Source organism: Comamonas testosteroni ATCC 11996, assembly GCF_000241525.1.
Classification (GTDB): Bacteria; Pseudomonadota; Gammaproteobacteria; order Burkholderiales; family Burkholderiaceae_C; genus Comamonas; species Comamonas testosteroni.
Genome location: NZ_AHIL01000029.1, coordinates 396,986 through 415,923, shown reverse-complemented (window position 1 = coordinate 415,923; position 18,938 = coordinate 396,986). Strand labels below are relative to the sequence as shown.

Below are 18,938 nucleotides of genomic sequence, written 5' to 3'. Positions count from 1 at the left end.
GGGACGCGGTACCGAGGCTTTTGCGGCCACGCCCATATCGCTTGCGAAAGTGCCAGCGACGATCAAGCCCGTGGCTCAGCCTGTCGCAGCCCTCCCCAGGCTGACGGAGGCCAGGCCCAGGACCCGGTCGGTCGCAAGCACCGCAGATGACGAGAGCTGGGAGCAGTTCTAAGTATCGGGCTCGGCGCGCAGAGTACAGCCGCCGCGTTCCCGGTGGCGGCTTCCCTGGCTGGGGCGGTGATCAGAAGCCCATGTTGCCGGCACCGCCCTCGAAGTCCTGCGCGGCTTCCACGAGAAACTGCACCTTGCGCTCGCCGCGCCATTCGTTGATGTCCAGGCGATAGGCCAGGGTGGTACGCGCGGGCAGCGGGTCGGTGTGGTTGAACCAGATGCCGTCGATCTTGGAGCCATGGTGCAGCAGCTCCAGCTTCAGATGCTTTTCGCCGACCAGGCGCTGCGAGGTGATTTCCAGCTCTTCGCTGAAAGTCGGCGCGGCAAAGCCCTGGCCCCAGACGGCCAGCTGCATTTGTTCGATCAGGCCGGTGTCCAGCCACTGGGGCGAAAGCGGCCCGTCGGTCTCCAATCTGCGCGTCAGCGTGGCGGCATCCAGCCATTCCCTGGCGACCTGGGCAAAAGCCTTTTCGAACTCGTCAAAGTGCGCTTCCGTGATGGTGCAGCCTGCCGCCATGGCGTGGCCGCCAAACCGCAGTATCAGACCGGGGTGGCGCTTGCTGACAAGGTCCAGCGCATCGCGCAGATGAAAGCCTGGAATGGAGCGGCCAGAGCCCTTGAGCTCATGCTCCTTGCCCGGGGCGCCGCTGGCTGCAAACACAAACGTGGGCCGGTGCAGCTTGTCCTTGATGCGCGAGGCCACCACGCCGACCACGCCTTCGTGAAAGTCGGGGTCGAACACGCTGATGGCCGGTGGCGGTGTCATTCCGTCCTCGCACAGGCCTTCGGCCATGAGCAGGGCGTGCTCACGCATGCTGACCTCGATCTCGCGGCGCTCGCGGTTGATGCTGTCCAGCATGCGCGCCAGATTGTCGGCGCGGCTGACATCTTCCGTGGTCAGGCACTCGATGCCTATGGTCATGTCGGCAAGACGACCGGCCGCGTTGATGCGCGGGCCCAGGGCAAAGCCGAAGTCGATGGTGGAGGCCATGTCAAAGCGGCGGCCCGATGCCTCGAACAGCGCGCGTATGCCGGGCTGCATGCTGCCTTTGCGAATCTGCTTGAGGCCCAGTGCCACCAGGCGGCGGTTATTGGCGTCAAGCTTGACCACATCGGCCACCGTGCCCAGGGCGACCAGCGGCAGCAACTGTTCAAGACGGGGCTGGTTGTGGCGGTCAAAGCGGCCGCGGTTGCGCAGCTCGGTGCGCAGGGCCAGCAGCACATAGAACATGACACCCACGCCGGCCATGGACTTGCTGGCGAACTCGCAGCCCGGCTGGTTGGGGTTGACGATGGCATCGGCTGGCGGCAGGTGGTCGCCCGGCAGATGGTGGTCGGTCACGACGACCGACATGCCCAGCTCCTTGGCCACGGCCACGCCTTCAACGCTGGCAATGCCGTTGTCCACGGTGATCAGCATGTCGGCTCCGGTCTCCTTGACGCGGCGCGAGATGGGGGCGGTGAGGCCGTAGCCGTCGACCACGCGGTCGGGCACGAGGTAGTCGGCATGGGCCGCGCCCAGCATGCGCAGGCCGCGCAGGCCCACGGCGCAGGCGGTTGCGCCATCGCAGTCATAGTCGGCGACGATGCACAGGCGCTTTTGCGCGGCTATGGCATCGGCCAGCAGTTGCACGGCGGCATCGATGCCGCGCAGGCCCGAGGGCGGCAGCAGCCGGGCCGGCGCATCGTCCAGCTCGTCGGCCGAGCAGACACCTCGCGCCGCATAGAGCTGGGCCAGCAAGGGATGAATCTTGGCCTGCAGCAGTACAGAGACACTGTCGTTGGGGATGGATCTGGGGATTATCTTCATAGCATTCCCCGCAGATCAGGCAAGCGTTTCGTGGCAAAAACACTCTTTATCCTGTCCATCAGGCCGCGTGGCTGGCTTTGCCATTGCACGGCATTGCGCTCGCCGCAGAGCGTGAGCTTGACCGGTTCTCCGCGGGCAGCCCGCTGCTGCAGCTCGGCGATCAGGCTGCTGTCCAGTGCCTGCCAGACCTTCTGCCAGCCTTGCACATTGCCTTGCAGCGCAGTGTGGCGCAGATCATCCACGCACACGGTTCGGGAGTTCGCCGCAGGCAGGCTGGCGAGGTCTCCCGTGCCATGCACCCAGAAGGAGTTGATGGGCGGCAGGCCGCGTTCGCAACGTCGGTCGTTGAAGACATGGGTGTAGAGTAGCATCTGCAGCTCGGTCTGCAGACGCTGAATGATGGCTCCCTGAATCGGGTCGGGCATCCAGGGGCGCACGTCGCGGCCCAGCGCACGGTCCATCGATGCGGTGGCCAGGCCCTTGAAGGCCGCACCGCGTGCCAGCCAGAGGTCGGCGCGCAGATATTCCAGCGTGATGCCGTCGTCGCTGAACCAGGGTGCGATCAGCGCCAGCAACTGGCGGGATTCGTCTTCGTCCAGCGGCGCGCCGGTCGGGTCGGTCTGATGGACCTGGTCCGGCGTGATATGCCAGTGGCAGGGCGTGATGAAGGCACAGGCCTGGCTGCTGTCTCCAGCCGCCAGCGCAGCCCAGGGAATCAGCCCTGGTGTATCGGGCAGTTGCATGCCACGGGCCAGGGCGCGCTCATGCGGAGGAGAGAAGTCCATCTCGTCGCCCTGCACCAGCGTGGTCGGCGTCAGCGTTGCCAGCAAGGCCTGCAGGTGAGGGAGTTGCAAACCGTCCCATGCCTGGGGAATGTCGGCAGGGCCGCTGGCATAGGCAACAATGATTTCGGAGGCGCCTGTGCCCAGGGCTTGGGCGGCAGGCAGCAAAGGCGCGGTCAAAGACATGGGCGCTATTGTCGGGCATGGCCGTCGCCTGGGCATGGTGCGAGGGGCTTTGTCACCTCGCAGGCATATTTTTCAGGGTGTAGACCAGGCTATAGCTCGCATCATCGGCGATGGCGGGCATGCCGGCATTCCAGTCGTCCCAGCGCTGGCGCATGGCTTGCAGGCGCTCTGGCTGCTGTCCGGCCAGATTGGCACGCTCGCGCTCGTCCTGTGCCAGATTGAACAGGTATTCGTTGTCCTCCACGCGCAGGTATTTCCATTCGCCTTCGCGCAGAGCGCGCTGGTTGCGGTAGAGCATGCGCCAGTACAGCGGCCGGGCAAACTCCGCTCCGTCGGTGCGCAGCACGGGCAGCAGGGAGACGCCGTCCAGTGGGTAGTCGGGATCGGCGCTCACACCGGCTGCATCCAGCACCGTGGCCGACCAGTCCATGGTCATGCATGGCTGGGTGCTGCTGCGATGGGCCTCGATCACGGCAGGCCAGTGGGCGATCCAGGGCACGCGGATGCCGCCTTCGGTCAGGTCCATCTTTCCGCCCACGAGAGGCCAGCTGTCCGAAAAGCGCTCGCCGCCGTTGTCGCTGGTGAAGACGATCAGCGTGTTGTCGAGCTGGCCGTTCTTGCGCAGTGCTTCGACGATCCAGCCTATGCCCTCATCCATGTGATGAATCATGCGGCGGTACTGATGAATATTGCCTCCCGCCAGATGCGTGATGCCAGCCCCCAACTGCTTGGCAGTCTCACGGTCATCACGGGTTTCCCAGGGCCAGTGCGGCGCCGTGTAGTGAAGGCTCAGGAAGAAGGGGGAGTTGCCCTCGCTCATGCGGTTGACGAAGTCCACGCTGCGCAGGGATAGCAGGTCGGTCAGATAGCCTTCGTCGTGGTGCTCCTCTTCGCCCACCCACAGATCGTGCTGTCCCGAGCTGCTCAGATGGGTGAAGTAGTCCACGCCGCCCGACATGGGGCCGAAGTATTCCTCATAGCCCGAGCGCAGCGGACCGAAGTGGGGAGGGTAGCCCAGATGCCATTTGCCTATCAGTGCCGTGCGGTAGCCCGCGCCCTTGAGCAGCGAGGCGACGGTGGGGACCTCGGGCGGAAGACCCAGCCTGGCGCCCAGCGGGGTGCCGCGCGTCTTGCTGTTGATGGGCTCCTCGGCCGCACCGCGCAAGCGGTATTGATAGCGGGCCGTGGCCAAGGCAAAACGCGTGGGCGAGCACACGGGTGAATTGGCATAGCCCTGGGTGAGCCTGAGGCCGTTGGCGGCCAGGCGGTCGAGCACCGGGGATACCGGACCGAACTCGGCATCGCGGCCGCCGTAGCAGCCCAGATCGGCATAGCCGAGATCGTCGGCGACGATAAAGATGATGTTGGGACGAGTCATGAAATACGGGTCGTTGTCATGGGGCTGATGGCTGGCGCAAGCGCTCATTCCATCTTCATGCCGGTGGCCTGGGCCAGTACCCGGTAGCGGTCGGCCAGGGCTTGAATGCGCTTGACGGCCGCATCGCCTGTCAGCCCTTCGTAGACCATGTCGTTGACACGCATGCGTTCACGCAATGTGCCGTCCTTCATGGCCTTTTCGAGGTGTGCCTGGATTTTCTGCACCAGCGGCTCAGGTGTGCTGCTGGGTACCCAGGCAGCGAAAAGCACTTCCTGCTGCAGCTCCTTGTGTCCCAGTTCGGTCACCGATGGGACTTCCGGCAGCAAGGGGTTGCGCTGGGCCGTGGTCACGGCCAGCGCCGTGATCTTTCCAGTGTTCACATGGGGCAGCATGGCGGTGGAGCTGATGACGCCGCCGTCCACCTCGCCCGAGAGCATCGCCAGCGTGGCAGGTGCATTGCCTTTGTAGGGCACATGGTTGACCTTGGCCCCGGTGGCGTAGGTCAGGATGCTGGAGGCAAGATGGCCGGGGGTTCCATAGCCGGCGGACCCCAGGGTCAGGCCCTTGTCATTGCCGCGGGCGATGAACTGCTCCAGCGTCTTGATATTGGTTTTGGGGCTGACAGCCATCAGCATGCCTTGCGAGGCGAACACCATGACGGGACGCAGGTCGCCATTCTTGAACGGCATGCTTTTGTAGATCAGCGGGTTGACCGTGAAGCTCGTGTCCAGGCCGATCAGCATGGTGTATCCGTCGGCGGCAGCCTTGGCGACGTAATCGGCGCCTATATTGCCGCCAGCGCCGGTACGGTTTTCAACAACGAAGGGCTGCTTGGTTTCGCGCTGAAGCACTTCTCCGACACCGCGTGCCAGTATGTCCACAGCCCCTCCGGGAGCGAAGGCTGCTATCAGCCGAACTGGCTTGTGAGGCCAGGCGGCGACGGCGGCGCCATCGGCAGATTGGGCCATAGAGGCGAAGGTGGAGCAGCCCAGCAGCAGAGCCAGGCTGGTTTGGAGAAGGCGGCGGGGTGCAGTCAGGCGAGCCATGGAATCACTCTCTTGTCTGAGGGAAGAGCCGGCATTTGCGAAAATCCCCAGCACTCCCTTTTGTCTCTGTATTGGGAATGCCCACTGTAGAAGTGACTTCCACAATTGATCTAATCAACTCATCCCCGTGAATACCCGACAGCCCACCTCCATTCAGCAGATGCTGCTGTTTCGCATCAGCCGCTTCTTCGGTGTGGCGGGCGGCATGGCCATGCGCATGTGCGAGGCCCGCTTCGGCCTCACGCGTCGTGAATGGGGAGTGATGGCGACGCTGGCGACGGAGGAGGGTCTGCTGTCATCCGAGCTGGCGCAGAAGGTGCAACTGGACAGGGCGCGCACCTCGCGGGCGCTCAGTGGCCTGGAGGAAAAAGGCTGGGTGCTGCGCAAACCTCTGGACGGAGACCGCCGGCGCGTGGCCATGTATCTGACCGATGAGGGACGGCGCATGTACGGTGTGATCCTTCCCGAAATGGTCAAGATTCATGCCGACATCGTGTCTGTCCTCAGCGATGAAGAGCTGGCCTTGTTTGACGGTCTGCTGGCCAAGCTCCAGTCCCATGCGGTGACGCTGGAGCAGCAGGAGCAATACGCGGATCTGCCGCGCATAGGGCGCAGCAGGCCGCCCCGATAGAGGGGGCGGGCAGTCAGATTGCATAAGGCTGGCGCCGCCGACAGGGCATTACCGGCAATGCCACAATGCTGGCAACATGCAATTTCCCTACGAACTGGCCGTGGGCTGGCGCTATACCCGTGCAGGGCGCGCCACACGCCGCAATGGCTTCATCTCCTTTATCTCGGGTGTCTCCATGCTTGGCATTGCGCTGGGCGTGGCGGCGCTGATCATTGTGCTGAGCGTGATGAACGGCTTCCAGAAGGAAGTGCGTGATCGCATGCTCAGCGTCGTCTCCCATGTGGAAATCTACGCCCCGCAGGGTGCACCTTTGCCTGATGTGGAGCGCACCATGCGCGAGGCCAGAGCCAACCCCGATGTGGTGGGGGCCGCGCCTTTTGTGGCGGCTCAGGCATTGCTGGCGCGCGGCGAGGATATGAAAGGCGCCCTGGTGCGCGGTATCGATCCGGCGCGTGAGGGCGAGGTGACCGATCTGGCGGCCACCAGCGGCGAGGTGCTCAAGCGTCTGGTGCCCGGCGAGTTCAAGGTGGTGCTCGGCATCGAGCTGGCGCGCAGTCTCGGTGTGAGCGAGGGCGATGTGATCACGCTGATCGCGCCCAGCGGACAGGTCACTCCGGCCGGCGTGCTGCCGCGCATGAAGCAGATGACGGTGGCCGGCACCTTCGATTCCGGCCACTACGAATATGACTCGGCGCTGGTGATGATGCATTACGAGGATGCGCAGCGCATCTTCCGCCTGGAAGGGCCGACCGGCATTCGCCTCAAGCTCAAGGATCTGCACGAGGCGCCGCGCGTGGCGCATGAACTGGCGGACACCTTGACGGATCGCTTGTTCATCCGTGACTGGACGCAGCAGAACAAGACCTGGTTTGCCGCCGTGCAGCTTGAAAAACGCATGATGTTCATCATCCTGACCCTGATCGTGGCCGTGGCGGCTTTCAATCTGGTGTCCACCCTAGTGATGAGCGTGCAGGACAAGCGTGCCGACATTGCCATCCTGCGCACCCTGGGGGCCTCGCCCTCGTCCATCATGGGTATCTTCATGGTGCAGGGCGCCATGGTCGGCGTCATCGGCACCTTGGCCGGCCTGGCGCTGGGGCTGGCGATTGCCTTCAATATCGATGTCATCGTGCCGGCCATAGAGCAGGCGCTGCATGCCAACTTCCTGCCCAAGGACATCTACCTGATCAGCAAGATGCCCAGCGAGCCGCAGTCCACGGACATCGTGCCGATTGCCGTGATTTCCCTGATTCTTTCTTTTGTGGCCACGATCTACCCCAGCTGGCGTGCCAGCCGCGTGAACCCTGCGGAGGCACTGCGTTATGAATGATGTTGTGATGGACCGGAGCGTGCTGGAAGCACGCGGCCTGACCAAGCGCTTTGCCGAAGGCAAGCTGGATGTGACCGTGCTGCAGGGAGTGGATCTGCAGGTTCAGGCGGGCGAGACGCTGGCGATTGTCGGCGCCTCGGGCTCGGGCAAGTCCACCTTGCTGCATTTGCTCGGCGGGCTTGATGCGCCCACCACCGGCAGCGTCAGCCTCATGGGCCAGCCCCTGCACCAGCTCAGTGCGCAAAAGCAGGGCGCGCTGCGCAACCGGCATCTGGGCTTCATCTACCAGTTCCACCATCTGCTGGCCGAGTTCTCGGCCCAGGAGAACGTGGCCATGCCGCTGCGCATTCGCCGCGACGCCAGGGAGGACTGCATGGACCGTGCGGCCGAGATGCTGCGTGCCGTGGGTCTGGGCCAGCGCATGGCGCATCGCCCAGCCGAGCTCTCGGGCGGGGAGCGTCAGCGCGTGGCGATTGCGCGCGCCCTGGTCACGCGTCCGGCCTGTGTGCTGGCCGACGAGCCCACGGGCAATCTGGACCGCGGCACGGCCGATACGGTGTTTGCGCTGATGCTGGAGCTGGCGCGCAGCCATGGCACGGCCTTTGTGATGGTCACGCATGACGAGGGCCTGGCGGCGCGTTGCGATCGCATGGTCAGGCTGGGGCAGGGGCAACTGGCCTGACCTACTGCCTGCAGACGGGCAAAGGCCCGGTCGCTGCCTGTGCAGCGCCGGGCCTTTTTCATGAAGTGCCTGGGGCGCTTTTCCCTTTTCAATAAGCGCCGACCGCCGCGTTCCGGATGGCGATCGTGGCCTGCTCTCGGGCCGAAGCCTGCAGCGGCACGGCAGGGCGCGGCTTGACCGAGCCATGGTTGGCCGAAACATCCTGCGCCGTCAGATCGTCGGTGACCTCGCGCAGCCTGGCGGACTGGGCCAGCGAGGTCTGCACCACCTCGCCCATGATCTGTGTGACCTGGCGCGAGGAGTTCACGATCTCGGCCATGGTGGTGCCGGCTTCGCGCACCTGGCTCACCCCCTGGGTGACCTGGGTGACTGAGGTCTGGATCAGCTGCTTGATCTCCTTGGCGGCTTCGGCGCTGTGCTGGGCCAGTTGGCGCACCTCATTGGCCACCACGGCAAAGCCGCGTCCCTGGTCGCCGGCGCGGGCCGCTTCCACTGCAGCGTTGAGCGCCAGCAGATTGGTCTGGAAGGCGATGGAGTCCATCATGCCGATGATGTCGCTGATCTTGCGCGAGCTGGCGCTGATCGATTCCATGGTGCTCACCACATCCTGTACGGTGCGGCCGCCGGCCTCGGCCACGCTGCAGGCTTCCTGGGCCAGCTCGTTGGCCTGGCGAGCATGGTTGGCGCTTTCGGTCAGGCCTTCCACCGTGGCGCGCAGGGTTTGCGCTGCGGTCACGCGGCGTGTGATGTTGGTGGCGAACTTGACGACCTTGAAGGGTCGGCCTTCGGCGTCGAGTATGGGGTTGTAGCTGGCTTCGATCCAGACCTGGCGGCCGGCTTTGCCTATGCGCAGATACTGGCCGGCATCGTGATGGCCCAGGGCCAGCTTGTGCCAGAAATGCTGATAGGCCGGGGATTGGCGCTCGTGCGGCTGGACGAACATGCTGTGGTGTCTGCCCACGACTTCGGCGAGGGAGTAGCCCATGGTCTGCAGGAACAGATCGTTGGCTGTGAGGATGTTGCCGTTCAGATCGAACTCGATGATGGCCTGCACTTTGGCAATGGCTTTGAGCTGGCCGCGGGCATCGTCTTCATGCTGCTGCTGCTCGGTGATGTCGGTTGCGTACTTGATGACTTTGCGCGGCTGGCCCTGGCTGTCGAAGATCGGGTTGTAGCTGGCCTGCAGCCACACATCCTCGCCCTGGCTGTTGATGCGGCGGTAGCGTCCGCTGTCATGCAGGCCTGCTGCCAGGCGCTGCCAGAACTGGGAGTACTCGGCAGAGGCTCGGGTCTCCTCGTCTACAAACATGCGGTGATGCTGGCCGATGATCTCCTCGGCGCTATAGCCCATGGTGCGCAGAAAGTTGTCATTGGCCGTCAGCACGTGACCTTGCAGATCAAACTCGATCACGGCCTGCACCTGATCCAGCGCGGCCAGTTTGCCCTGCATATCGGCGCGCTGATGACTTTGGCTCAGGCGTTGCCAGAGCTTGCTTTGCAGAAGTCCCGTCATAACTTGCTCCTTTGGCCGATAGCGCAGGGCAGTGGGTAAAGTTGCTTAATGTTTTATTTGTTTCAATGTGTGAATCGTAGGACAAGACTGGAAACTGTCTGTAGTCACTTGACGTGTCATTGGCCGAGTCCGGACTGCGCAAGCTGCCCAGCCGATGCATGATGTGTGGATGCCAACCTGGATAGATACCCATTGCCATCTGGATGCGCCCGAGTTCGCACCTGACAGAGATGCCGTGCGCGCTGCTGCGCAGGCTGCAGGCGTTACGCATCTGGTTATTCCTGCCGTGCAGCGCAGCCACTGGCAGGACGTGATTGCGCTTGCCCATCGCCATGGCGACAGCTATGCGCTGGGCATTCATCCGCTCTACACGCCCGGCGCGCAGGATTCCGATATCGCGGCCCTGCGCGAGTTGCTGAGCCAGCAGCGCAGCGACCCGCATCTGGTGGCGGTGGGCGAGATAGGACTCGACTTCTTTGTCCCCGGACTCGACGAGCAGCGCCAGATCTGGTTTTACGAGCAGCAGATCCGGCTGGCACGCGAGTTCGAGCTACCCGTCATCCTGCATGTGCGCAAGAGCAGCGATCGTCTGCTCAAGACCTTGCGCCAGCACCGGGTTGCGGGTGGCATAGCTCATGCTTTCAACGGCAGCGCCCAGCAGGCGCAGGCCTTTATCGATCTGGGCTTCAAGCTGGGCTTTGGCGGCGCCATCACCTATGAGCGCGCGCTCAAGCTGCGCGAGCTGGCGGCCTGCCTGCCGCTGGAGGCGCTGGTGCTGGAAACCGATGCTCCCGATATTCCGCCGCACTGGCTCTACTCCACGGCCGAGCAGCGCGCGGCCGGCCAGCCTCAGGGGCGCAACAGCTCCGCCGAGCTGCCGCGCATTGCCGCGGAGATTGCGCGGCTGCGCGGCATGGGCATTGAGCAGCTGGCGCAGGCCAGCACGGCCAATGCACGCGCAGCGCTTTCAGGCCTGCCGGCATTCTTGTAGGCAAAACAGCAGCTGGCCGTTGAAGGGCAAGTGGCGGTTGCTCATTTTTTCGAATATCAGCCCAAGGGCCATGCCAAGCATGGCTGGGCGACAATAGGGCATGACCGAGGATTCTTCTGCCACCGTGACAGAGACAGGCCCGCGCTGGCAGGGGCTGGCGGCGGTGGCCGATGCGCGCACGCGGGCACTGGTGCTGGGCAGTTTCCCGGGCCTGAAATCGCTGCAGCTGGCGCAGTACTATGCCCATCCGCAAAACCAGTTCTGGCCTTTGCTGCAGGCCTTGTGGCCCCGGCATCCGCAGCCGCCGCGCGCCGACTACGCGGGCCGCTGTGAGTGGTTGCTGGAGCGTGGCCTGGGCCTGTGGGATGTGTATGCAAGCTGCGAGCGCGAGGGCAGTCTGGACAGCGCCATTCGCTGCGCCCAGGTCAACGACTTTGCCGGGCTGCGCCAGCGCTGTCCTGATCTGCAGCTGGCATTGCACAACGGCGGCGAGAGCTACAAGCATGCCCGCCAAACCGAGGCGTTGGGGCTGACGGCGCTCAAGCTGCCATCGACCAGCCCGGCCAATGCCAGCTGGTCTTTCGATAAAAAACTGCAGGCCTGGCACCATGCGCTAGCGGCCAATGGCCTGCTTTGAAGATTGGTGTGAAACGTGATCCGTAAAACCCGTGGCGGTGCCAAATCCGCGCAAGACAAGAATGTGACCAGCGTGCAGGAGCTGCCCGAAGTCAGCGTCTCCGACGATGGCGATATCCGCTATCTGCATCTGGGTACGCCCTGGGTGCAGGGCTCCATGCGCATTCGCGACCCTTTTGATATCGACCTGGAGTATGTGCAGCGCATGATGGGCTGGCTGCTGTTTGCCGAGCCTGCCGAAGTACCCCGGATGCACGCCATGCAACTGGGTCTGGGGGCTGCCGCCATCACCAAGTTCTGCCACAAGAAGCTGCGCATGAAGACCACGGCCGTCGAGCTCAACCCTCAGGTGCTGGCCGTGTGCCGAAGCTGGTTCAAGCTGCCTCCCGACAGCAGCACGCTGCAGGTGGTGCTGGCCGATGCAGCCCAGGAGATCAAAAAGACCGAATGGCAGGGCACGGTTGACGCACTGGCAGTCGACCTCTATGACCATGAGGCGGCTGCTCCCGTTCTCGACAGCGCAGAGTTCTATGCCGATTGCCGCAATCTTCTGACCGAGGACGGCATCATGACCGTCAACCTCTTTGGCCGCTCCTCAAGCTTTGACAAAAGCCTGGACCAGATGGCCCAGGCCTTTGGCGAGGACGCGCTCTGGGCCTTCCGCCCCACACGCGAAGGCAATACCGTGGTGCTGGCACAGCGCACACCACGTGTTCTGCAGGGCGCTGAGCTGGATCTGGCCTGTGACCAGGTGCAGGCCCGCTGGGACCTGAACACCACGCGTTGGGCCAAGGTGTTCGTGCCGGCCCGTGATGCCGAGGCCGGCAGCAAGACGGCTAAAGCCAAGGTTGTCCGAATCGGCCGGGGTACAGCCGAATGATTGCAAAGCCTGAGTAAATTGATGGTGTCGGCCTTAAGGGCGGCGGTTTTCTGCCGATGATATGGTCATGACGATCAGTGCCATCTCCTCCAGTTCTGCCGGCTCAGCCTCTTCGGGGGCCGGCGCGGCATCGCGTATCCAGCAGCTGCAAAGGCAGATCAAGGATGCCACCAACGAACTCAAAGAAGTTGCCAACAGCGACGCTGATGCCAAGACCAAGGAGCAGCGGGCGCAGTTGCTGCAGACCAAGATCCAGATGCTGCAGGCACAGATCGAGGCCTTGCAGAATCAGCAGGCGCAGCAAGCCCAGCAGGCTGCTCAGCGTGGCACCGAAGCCGTCCAGCCAAAGCAGGAGGAAGCGGTGCAGAGCAGAAGTCGCAGCAATCCGGGTCAGGGCGGGCTGGGCGGTCTGCTGGACGAATACGCCTGAGCTGCATCAGACAAAGGGGATAAAAGGCCCTCACCGGTCTCTTATGCACCGTCCTGATCGGGTGCATGGGCCGATGGCGGTACAGTCAAGGCAGTTTTGTTGCCATTGCCGCCCATGTCATTGACTGAATCCCTTCTGCCCCAGTCCATCAAGCCTGCTCAATACCAGGGTCCGCTGGACTGGCGCAAGCTGGTGCAGTGGCTGCAGGAAGACGCTGTGATCACGGCGCAGGAGGCCGAGCGCACGGTCGCGCGCTGCTCGGCCGCAGAAAGCGCGCAGCCGCCGCTGGTGCGCCTGGCCAATGTGGGCGTCGTCGGCGCGCGCACGCGCCAGCCGCTGGATCTGGAAACCCTGACCCAGTACCTGGCCCAGCGCAGCGGCCTGGCCTATCTGCGCATCGACCCGCTGCGCGTGGATGTGGGCCGCGTTGGCGATGTCATGAGCGCCAGCTATGCCGAGCGCCATAAGGTGCTGCCCGTGCAGGTGACGGCCAAGGAGGTGGTGATCGCCACGGCCGAGCCCTTCATCACGGACTGGGTCAGCGAGGTCGAGCGGCAGTCGCAGCGCAGCGTGCGCTGCGTGGTGGCCAATCCGCAGGACATCAAGCGCTATACGGCCGAGTTCTTTGCTCTGGCCAAGTCCGTGCGTGCGGCCGAGAAGGCAGGCGGGGCGAGCGGCGGCGCGAGCTTCGAGCAGTTGGTGGAGCTGGGCAAGAGCAACAAGCAACTCGACGCCAACGACCAGGGCGTGGTGCGCGTGGTGGACTGGCTGTGGCAGTATGCCTTCGACCAGCGCGCCAGCGACATCCATCTGGAGCCCAGGCGCGAGCAGGGCGTTATCCGCTTTCGCATCGATGGCGTTCTGCATCCGGTCTACCAGATGCCCATGGGCGTGCTGAACGCCATGGTGGCGCGCGTCAAGCTGCTGGGGCGCATGGATGTGGTGGAAAAGCGCCGCCCGCTGGACGGTCGCATCAAGACGCGCAACCCGCGCGGCGAGGAGGTGGAAATGCGTTTGTCCACCTTGCCCACGGCGTTTGGAGAGAAGATGGTGATGCGCATCTTCGATCCGGAGAACACGGTCAAGAACCTGGATGCGCTGGGATTCAGTGCCCATGACGCCCAGCGTTGGGAAGACCTGGTCAAGCGTCCGCACGGCATCATCCTGGTCACCGGCCCCACGGGCTCGGGCAAGACCACCACGCTGTACTCCACGCTCAAGCGTGTGGCGACCGAGGAGGTCAATGTCAGCACGGTGGAAGACCCCATCGAAATGATCGAGCCCAGCTTCAATCAGACCCAGGTTCAGCCCCAGCTCGACTTCGGCTTCACCGAAGGCCTGCGCGCGCTGATGCGTCAGGACCCGGACATCATCATGGTGGGCGAAATCCGTGATCTGGCCACTGCCGAGATGGCTGTGCAGGCTGCACTGACCGGCCATCTGGTTTTCTCCACGCTGCATACCAACGATGCTCCCAGCGCCGTCAGCCGCCTGATGGAGCTGGGCGTGCCTTCGTATCTGATCAACGCCACATTGCTGGGTGTGCTGGCCCAGCGTCTGGTGCGTACGCTGTGCTCAAGCTGCAAGGTGCGCGATGAAGACGCAAAGCCCGAGGATCTGGCCGAGTCGGTCAGGCCCTGGAAGCTGACCGGCAGTTACCAGCCCTACAAACCCATGGGTTGTGAGGACTGCCGCATGACAGGCTACCGCGGCCGCATGGGTCTGTACGAGCTGCTGATGGTGACCGAGGCCCTCAAGAAGCAGATTCACGATGCTCCATCCATGGACGTTCTGCGCCGTCAGGCAGTGCAGGACGGCATGCGTCCTCTGCGTCTGGCAGGGGCTTTGCGGGTGGCAGAAGGTGTGACCACCTTGCCTGAAGTGCTGGCCTGCACGCCGCTGATGAGCGAAATCTGAAAGTAAAGGTGCAAGTGCTTGCTTCTTTTTTTGCGTAGTAGAAAAAGGGCGGTACTGGTCTGGATTGAATGCGGTAAATGTGTACAAAACGTCGGCATTAGGGTATGCCCTTTGTAGGTGGAATCCACATCAATTTGGCATATCTATGAAACGAGAATCGCCAAGTCGTGATTTCCGTAAGGAGACGTTTTGTGAAAATCAAGAGCCAAAAAGACTTTTTCTCCGGTCTGATGTTCTTGGTCGTCGGTCTCGCATTTGCGATCGGCGCATCCAACTACACCATTGGCACCGGTGCCCGCATGGGTCCAGGTTACTTCCCTCTGATTCTGGGTGTGCTCATGGCCATCCTGGGTGCAGCCATCTGCGTCGGCGGCCTGACCAAGGGGCCCGAAGGTGGTGACAAGATCGGTAAGTGGGCCTGGAAGCCGGTGTTCTTCGTGCTGGCTGCCAACTTTGCCTTCGGCATTCTGTTGGTGGGCGTGCCGGCTCTGGGCATCCCCCAGTTCGGCCTGATCATTGCGATCTACGCTCTGGTCTTCATTGCCAGCATGGCCGGTCAGACCTTCAACTTCAAGGAAACAGCCATCCTGTCCACCATTTTGGCGGTCGGTAGCTATTTCGCTTTCGTGTGGGCGCTGAATCTGCAGTTCCCCGTGTGGCCTAGCTTCATCGCTGGCTAATCAGGAGCATCGTCCATGGATCTGATTCAGAACTTGTCGACGGGTTTTGGCGTGGCTTTCACGTTCCAGAACCTGATCTACTGCTTTGTGGGCTGTCTGCTCGGTACGCTGATCGGTGTGCTGCCAGGTATCGGCCCTGTGGCGACCATCGCCATGTTGCTGCCCGCCACTTACGCACTGCCTCCCGTGGCAGCGCTGATCATGCTGGCTGGTATTTACTACGGTGCCCAGTACGGCGGCTCCACTACTGCCATTTTGGTGAACCTGCCAGGTGAATCCTCGTCTGTGGTGACGGTGATCGACGGCTACCAGATGGCGCGAAAAGGTCGAGCAGGCCCCGCGTTGGCTGCGGCCGGTATCGGCTCCTTCTTCGCTGGTTGCGTGGGTACCGTCATCCTGGCTGCCTTCGCTCCTCCTCTGACCGAAGTCGCTTTCAAGTTCGGCCCCGCCGAGTACTTCTCGCTGATGACCCTGGGTCTGATCGGTGCCGTGGTGCTGGCTTCCGGCTCGCTGCTCAAGGCGATCGCCATGATCGTGCTGGGTCTGCTGCTGGGCATGGTCGGTACCGACGTGAACTCCGGCGTGGCCCGTTACAGCTTCGACATTCCTGAACTGACCGACGGCATCGACTTCGTCGTGATCGCCATGGGTGTGTTCGGCTATGGCGAAATCATTGCCAACCTGTCCAAGCCTGAAGACGAGCGCGAAGTGTTCGCCGCCAAGGTGACCGGTCTGATGCCCACAGGCGAAGACTTCAAGCGCATGATTCCTGCCATGCTGCGCGGCACGGCCCTGGGTTCGGCCCTGGGTATCTTGCCCGGTGGCGGCGCCATGCTGTCGGCCTTCGCTGCCTACACCATCGAAAAGAAGACCAAGCTGAAGCCCGGCGAAGTTCCTTTCGGTCAAGGCAATATCCGTGGCGTGTGCGCTCCCGAGTCGGCCAACAACGCCGGTTCGCAGACATCGTTCATTCCTCTGCTGACCCTGGGTATTCCTCCCAACGCCGTGATGGCGCTGATGGTGGGTGCCATGACGATCCACAACATCCAGCCCGGTCCTCAGGTGATGACCAGCAACCCCGAACTGTTCTGGGGTCTGATCGCCTCCATGTGGATTGGTAACCTGATGCTGATCATCTTGAACCTGCCGCTGATCGGCGTCTGGATCAAGCTGCTGACCGTGCCTTACCGCTGGCTGTTCCCGTCCATCGTGCTGTTCTGCGCGATCGGCGTGTACGGTACCAACAACAACGCATGGGACGTGTGGATGGTCGGTATCTTCGGTTTCATCGGCTATGTGTTCCACAAGCTGGGTACCGAGCCTGCTCCTTTGCTGCTGGGCTTCATTCTGGGCCCGATGATGGAAGAAAACCTGCGCCGTGCCCTGCTGCTGTCGCGTGGTGACTGGTCGGTCTTCGTGACGCGTCCCATCTCCGCCTGCCTGCTGGCTGCCGCCGTGGTGCTGCTGGTGATCGTGCTGATGCCTGCAGTGAAGAACAAGCGTGAAGAAGCTTTCGTGGAAGACTGATCGTCAACCTGATCGCTGATCATCGTTAAAGCGGCCCTTATGGGGCCGCTTTTTTTATATGAGGACCTTTGTTTCGGGGACTATGGATTAGGGCGGCAAAATAGCTGCAGTTATTCGAAAGATTGCATGGCCTTGTCTTTATTGCCCGCGCAGCACCCTCAGCGGGTCTTGCTGCACAACGAAATTCATGCCCGTCCTGCGGAAATCATGCAGGCCCCTCTGGCCATCACCCATATCGTGATGCTCACCGATGCGGCCCAGCGTGAAGCCAGCCGCGAGCATGTGGCAGCCCTGCTGCGCAACCACCATCGCCCTTTGCCCGATGCGGCAACCACCCATGTGCTGATCGACCTGGGTGCATTTCGTCTGCGTTGGGAGCAGCACACCGAGTTCGTGGCCTGGACCTTCACCACACCCATGGCGCAGGCCGGCGTGGCTGATGTACGCGAGCCAGAGACAGCCATCGACGCCGTTCCGCGCGACTGGCTGGCCGCCCTGCCGGGGCAGTGCCTGAGCAGTCTGCATCTGTGGGCGCTGAACGAGCAGGATGTGGACCCGCAATATCTGATGCGCCACATGCTGCAAGCCGATACTTTGGTCGGCTCGCGCGTCTCCGGCGGTGCGGGGGCCATCTATACCGACTTTGCGATTCACCCCGATGGTTTCTCGCGCATGCTGCTGCTGGCGGGCGCCGACCTGTCTCCGCGCCGCCTGGGTCGTCTGGTGCAGCGCGTGCTGGAGATCGAGACCTATCGCATGGCGGCGCTGCTGGGCCTGCCCGCCGCACGCAAGGCAGCAGCCGTGCTGGCTACGGCCGAGCGTGAACTGGCCGAGCTGGCCAATGCCATTCGCGCGGCCGACCGCGACACCGAACCGGCGCTGCTGGACCGCCTGACCCGGCTGGCCGGCCAGGTGGAGAGCGAATATGCGGCCACGCATTCGCGCTTCTCGGCCAGCTCCGCCTATTTCGAGCTGGTGGACAGGCGCATTCAGGAAATTCAGGAGACGCGGGTGGACGGCATCCAGACCATCCGTGAATTCATGGACCGGCGACTCACGCCTGCGCGTGCCACCTGCGAATGGGCGACACGCCGTCAGAATGCGCTGTCCGAGCGGGTCTCCCGTGTCAGCAGCCTGCTGCGCACGCGCGTCGAGATCGAGCAGCAGCAAAGCAGCCAGCAACTGCTGGGCACGATGAACGACCGCCAGGGCACCCAGCTCAAGCTGCAGTCCACGGTGGAGGGTCTGTCGGTGGCGGCCATCACCTACTACATCACCGGCTTGATCAGCTATCTGGCCAAGGGCGGGCAAAAGCTGGGCTGGCCCTGGTCGCCCGAGTCGACGGCGGCCGTGGCCATTCCGGTCGTGGCACTGGGCGTCTGGTGGTCGCTGCGCAGGCTGCACCACAAGCTGTTTCATGGTCGCAGTCATTGAGCATTGAATTGACTGCTGGTGCTTGAAAAAAGCGCTGGCAGCTATGGATTTTGATAGTGTCGGGCAGCTTGCCCGGCTTGGAAACTGTGTGAAAGGACACTGACATGGACTTTGGTATCTCCGGGCGCTGGGCTCTGGTCTGCGGCGCCAGCAAGGGTTTGGGTTTTGGCTGCGCCAAGGCCCTGGCCGAAGAGGGTGTGAATCTGGTCATCAACGCCAGAAACGCCGAGGCATTGCAGCTGGCCGTGCAGAAGCTGCAAGCCATTGCTCCTCAGGTCAAGGTCATCGGTGTCGCTGCAGACATCACCACGCCAGAAGGTCGCACGGCAGTGTTCGAAGCCGCCGGCGGCCCGGGCAAGGACTACGACATCGTCGTGACCAACGCCGGCGGTCCGCCTCCCGGCGACTTCCGCACCTGGGATCGTGAGGCCTGGATCAAGGCAGTGGACGCCAATATGCTGACCCCTATCGAGCTGATCAAGGCCACGGTGGATGGCATGGCTGCGCGTGGCTTCGGTCGCATCGTCAACATCACCTCCAGCGCGGTCAAGGCACCCATCGACATTCTGGGCCTGTCCAACGGCGCGCGCAGCGGTCTGACGGGCTTTGTGGCCGGTCTGGCGCGTTCGGGAATTGCCGCCAAGGGCGTCACCATCAACAGTATCCTGCCCGGCAAGTTCGACACCGACCGTCTGGTGGCAACCCATCAGGCGGCGGCCAACAAGACCGGTCAGGACCTGGATGCCGTGCGCCAGGCTCAGGCCGCCCAGATCCCTGCCAAGCGCTTTGGCACGGCCGAAGAGTTCGGTGCCATCTGTGCCTTCCTGTGCAGCCGCCAGGCCGGCTATATGACGGGACAGAACATCCTGCCCGACGGCGGCCTGTATCCCGGCACTTACTGATCCGTGATCGAG

The 18,938-nt window shown here is 63.1% G+C and carries 17 protein-coding genes; 12 read left to right on the top strand and 5 right to left on the bottom strand.

The genetic code is table 11. The features are described from left to right. Nucleotides 1-241 precede the first annotated feature (241 nt). From recJ to CTATCC11996_RS13385, 4 genes are read right to left on the bottom strand one after another with little or no spacing between them, the layout of a single operon-like run. Complete coding sequence (gene recJ / locus CTATCC11996_RS13400) at nucleotides 242-1,981, bottom strand: single-stranded-DNA-specific exonuclease RecJ (protein ID WP_003076925.1); 1,740 nt, start codon at nucleotides 1,979-1,981, stop codon at nucleotides 242-244. Further along, nucleotides 1,978-2,949, bottom strand: coding sequence for a hypothetical protein (locus CTATCC11996_RS13395; protein ID WP_003076923.1), 972 nt, complete (start codon nucleotides 2,947-2,949; stop codon nucleotides 1,978-1,980). The genes recJ and CTATCC11996_RS13395 overlap by 4 nt, the downstream gene beginning before the upstream one ends. Nucleotides 2,950-3,001: 52 nt before the next feature. Then, on the bottom strand, nucleotides 3,002-4,375 hold the full coding sequence (locus CTATCC11996_RS13390) for a sulfatase family protein (RefSeq protein ID WP_003076920.1): 1,374 nt from the start codon (nucleotides 4,373-4,375) through the stop codon (nucleotides 3,002-3,004). Further along, entirely contained in the window at nucleotides 4,372-5,373 is a 1,002-nt protein-coding gene (locus CTATCC11996_RS13385) for a Bug family tripartite tricarboxylate transporter substrate binding protein (RefSeq protein ID WP_003076918.1), read from the bottom strand. Before CTATCC11996_RS13385 ends, CTATCC11996_RS13390 begins: the two co-directional genes overlap by 4 nt. A gap of 160 nt (nucleotides 5,374-5,533) precedes the next feature. On the opposite strand from CTATCC11996_RS13385, the gene CTATCC11996_RS13380 reads away from it, so the two are divergent. From CTATCC11996_RS13380 to lolD, 3 genes are all read left to right on the top strand, one after another. Beyond that, complete coding sequence (locus CTATCC11996_RS13380) at nucleotides 5,534-6,004, top strand: MarR family winged helix-turn-helix transcriptional regulator (RefSeq protein WP_034349153.1); 471 nt, start codon at nucleotides 5,534-5,536, stop codon at nucleotides 6,002-6,004. A gap of 76 nt (nucleotides 6,005-6,080) precedes the next feature. Then, the gene (locus CTATCC11996_RS13375; RefSeq protein WP_003076911.1) at nucleotides 6,081-7,334 is read left to right on the top strand and encodes a lipoprotein-releasing ABC transporter permease subunit; all 1,254 of its coding nucleotides are present in this window, start codon (nucleotides 6,081-6,083) and stop codon (nucleotides 7,332-7,334) included. Continuing rightward, nucleotides 7,327-8,016 carry a lipoprotein-releasing ABC transporter ATP-binding protein LolD gene (gene lolD / locus CTATCC11996_RS13370; RefSeq protein ID WP_003076908.1) on the top strand — a complete coding sequence of 230 codons (690 nt, stop codon included), beginning with the start codon at nucleotides 7,327-7,329 and terminating at the stop codon, nucleotides 8,014-8,016. The genes CTATCC11996_RS13375 and lolD overlap by 8 nt, the downstream gene beginning before the upstream one ends. A gap of 88 nt (nucleotides 8,017-8,104) precedes the next feature. Here lolD and CTATCC11996_RS13365 read toward each other — a convergent pair whose 3' ends face one another. Further along, the gene (locus tag CTATCC11996_RS13365) at nucleotides 8,105-9,529 is read right to left on the bottom strand and encodes a methyl-accepting chemotaxis protein (protein ID WP_003076906.1); all 1,425 of its coding nucleotides are present in this window, start codon (nucleotides 9,527-9,529) and stop codon (nucleotides 8,105-8,107) included. Nucleotides 9,530-9,698: 169 nt separating this feature from the next. On the opposite strand from CTATCC11996_RS13365, the gene CTATCC11996_RS13360 reads away from it, so the two are divergent. The 9 genes from CTATCC11996_RS13360 to CTATCC11996_RS13320 all read left to right on the top strand — a co-directional run bounded on the left by CTATCC11996_RS13360 (nucleotide 9,699) and on the right by CTATCC11996_RS13320 (nucleotide 18,926). Continuing rightward, a complete protein-coding gene (locus CTATCC11996_RS13360; protein WP_034349151.1) occupies nucleotides 9,699-10,520 on the top strand; it encodes a TatD family hydrolase in 822 nt (273 codons plus the stop codon). Between the two features lie 100 nt (nucleotides 10,521-10,620). Next, the gene (locus CTATCC11996_RS13355; RefSeq protein WP_003076899.1) at nucleotides 10,621-11,157 is read left to right on the top strand and encodes a DNA-deoxyinosine glycosylase; all 537 of its coding nucleotides are present in this window, start codon (nucleotides 10,621-10,623) and stop codon (nucleotides 11,155-11,157) included. Nucleotides 11,158-11,172: 15 nt separating this feature from the next. Then, a complete protein-coding gene (locus tag CTATCC11996_RS13350) occupies nucleotides 11,173-12,036 on the top strand; it encodes a spermine/spermidine synthase domain-containing protein (RefSeq protein ID WP_003076896.1) in 864 nt (287 codons plus the stop codon). Nucleotides 12,037-12,103: 67 nt separating this feature from the next. Further along, nucleotides 12,104-12,466, top strand: a complete 363-nt coding sequence (locus CTATCC11996_RS13345) for a FlxA-like family protein (RefSeq protein WP_034349146.1) — start codon at nucleotides 12,104-12,106, stop codon at nucleotides 12,464-12,466. A gap of 114 nt (nucleotides 12,467-12,580) precedes the next feature. Further along, nucleotides 12,581-14,383 (top strand): type IV pilus assembly ATPase TfpB, encoded by a 1,803-nt coding sequence (gene tfpB / locus CTATCC11996_RS13340; protein ID WP_003076890.1) that lies wholly within the window; start codon nucleotides 12,581-12,583, stop codon nucleotides 14,381-14,383. A gap of 191 nt (nucleotides 14,384-14,574) precedes the next feature. Continuing rightward, nucleotides 14,575-15,063: a tripartite tricarboxylate transporter TctB family protein gene (locus CTATCC11996_RS13335; RefSeq protein WP_003076887.1), complete on the top strand. Its 489-nt coding sequence runs from the start codon at nucleotides 14,575-14,577 to the stop codon at nucleotides 15,061-15,063. 15 nt (nucleotides 15,064-15,078) lie between these two features. Continuing rightward, nucleotides 15,079-16,590: a tripartite tricarboxylate transporter permease gene (locus CTATCC11996_RS13330; protein ID WP_003076883.1), complete on the top strand. Its 1,512-nt coding sequence runs from the start codon at nucleotides 15,079-15,081 to the stop codon at nucleotides 16,588-16,590. Nucleotides 16,591-16,716: 126 nt separating this feature from the next. Further along, nucleotides 16,717-18,024: a DUF3422 family protein gene (locus CTATCC11996_RS13325; RefSeq protein WP_034349041.1), complete on the top strand. Its 1,308-nt coding sequence runs from the start codon at nucleotides 16,717-16,719 to the stop codon at nucleotides 18,022-18,024. Nucleotides 18,025-18,128: 104 nt separating this feature from the next. Then, complete coding sequence (locus tag CTATCC11996_RS13320; protein WP_003076879.1) at nucleotides 18,129-18,926, top strand: SDR family oxidoreductase; 798 nt, start codon at nucleotides 18,129-18,131, stop codon at nucleotides 18,924-18,926. Nucleotides 18,927-18,938 lie beyond the last annotated feature (12 nt).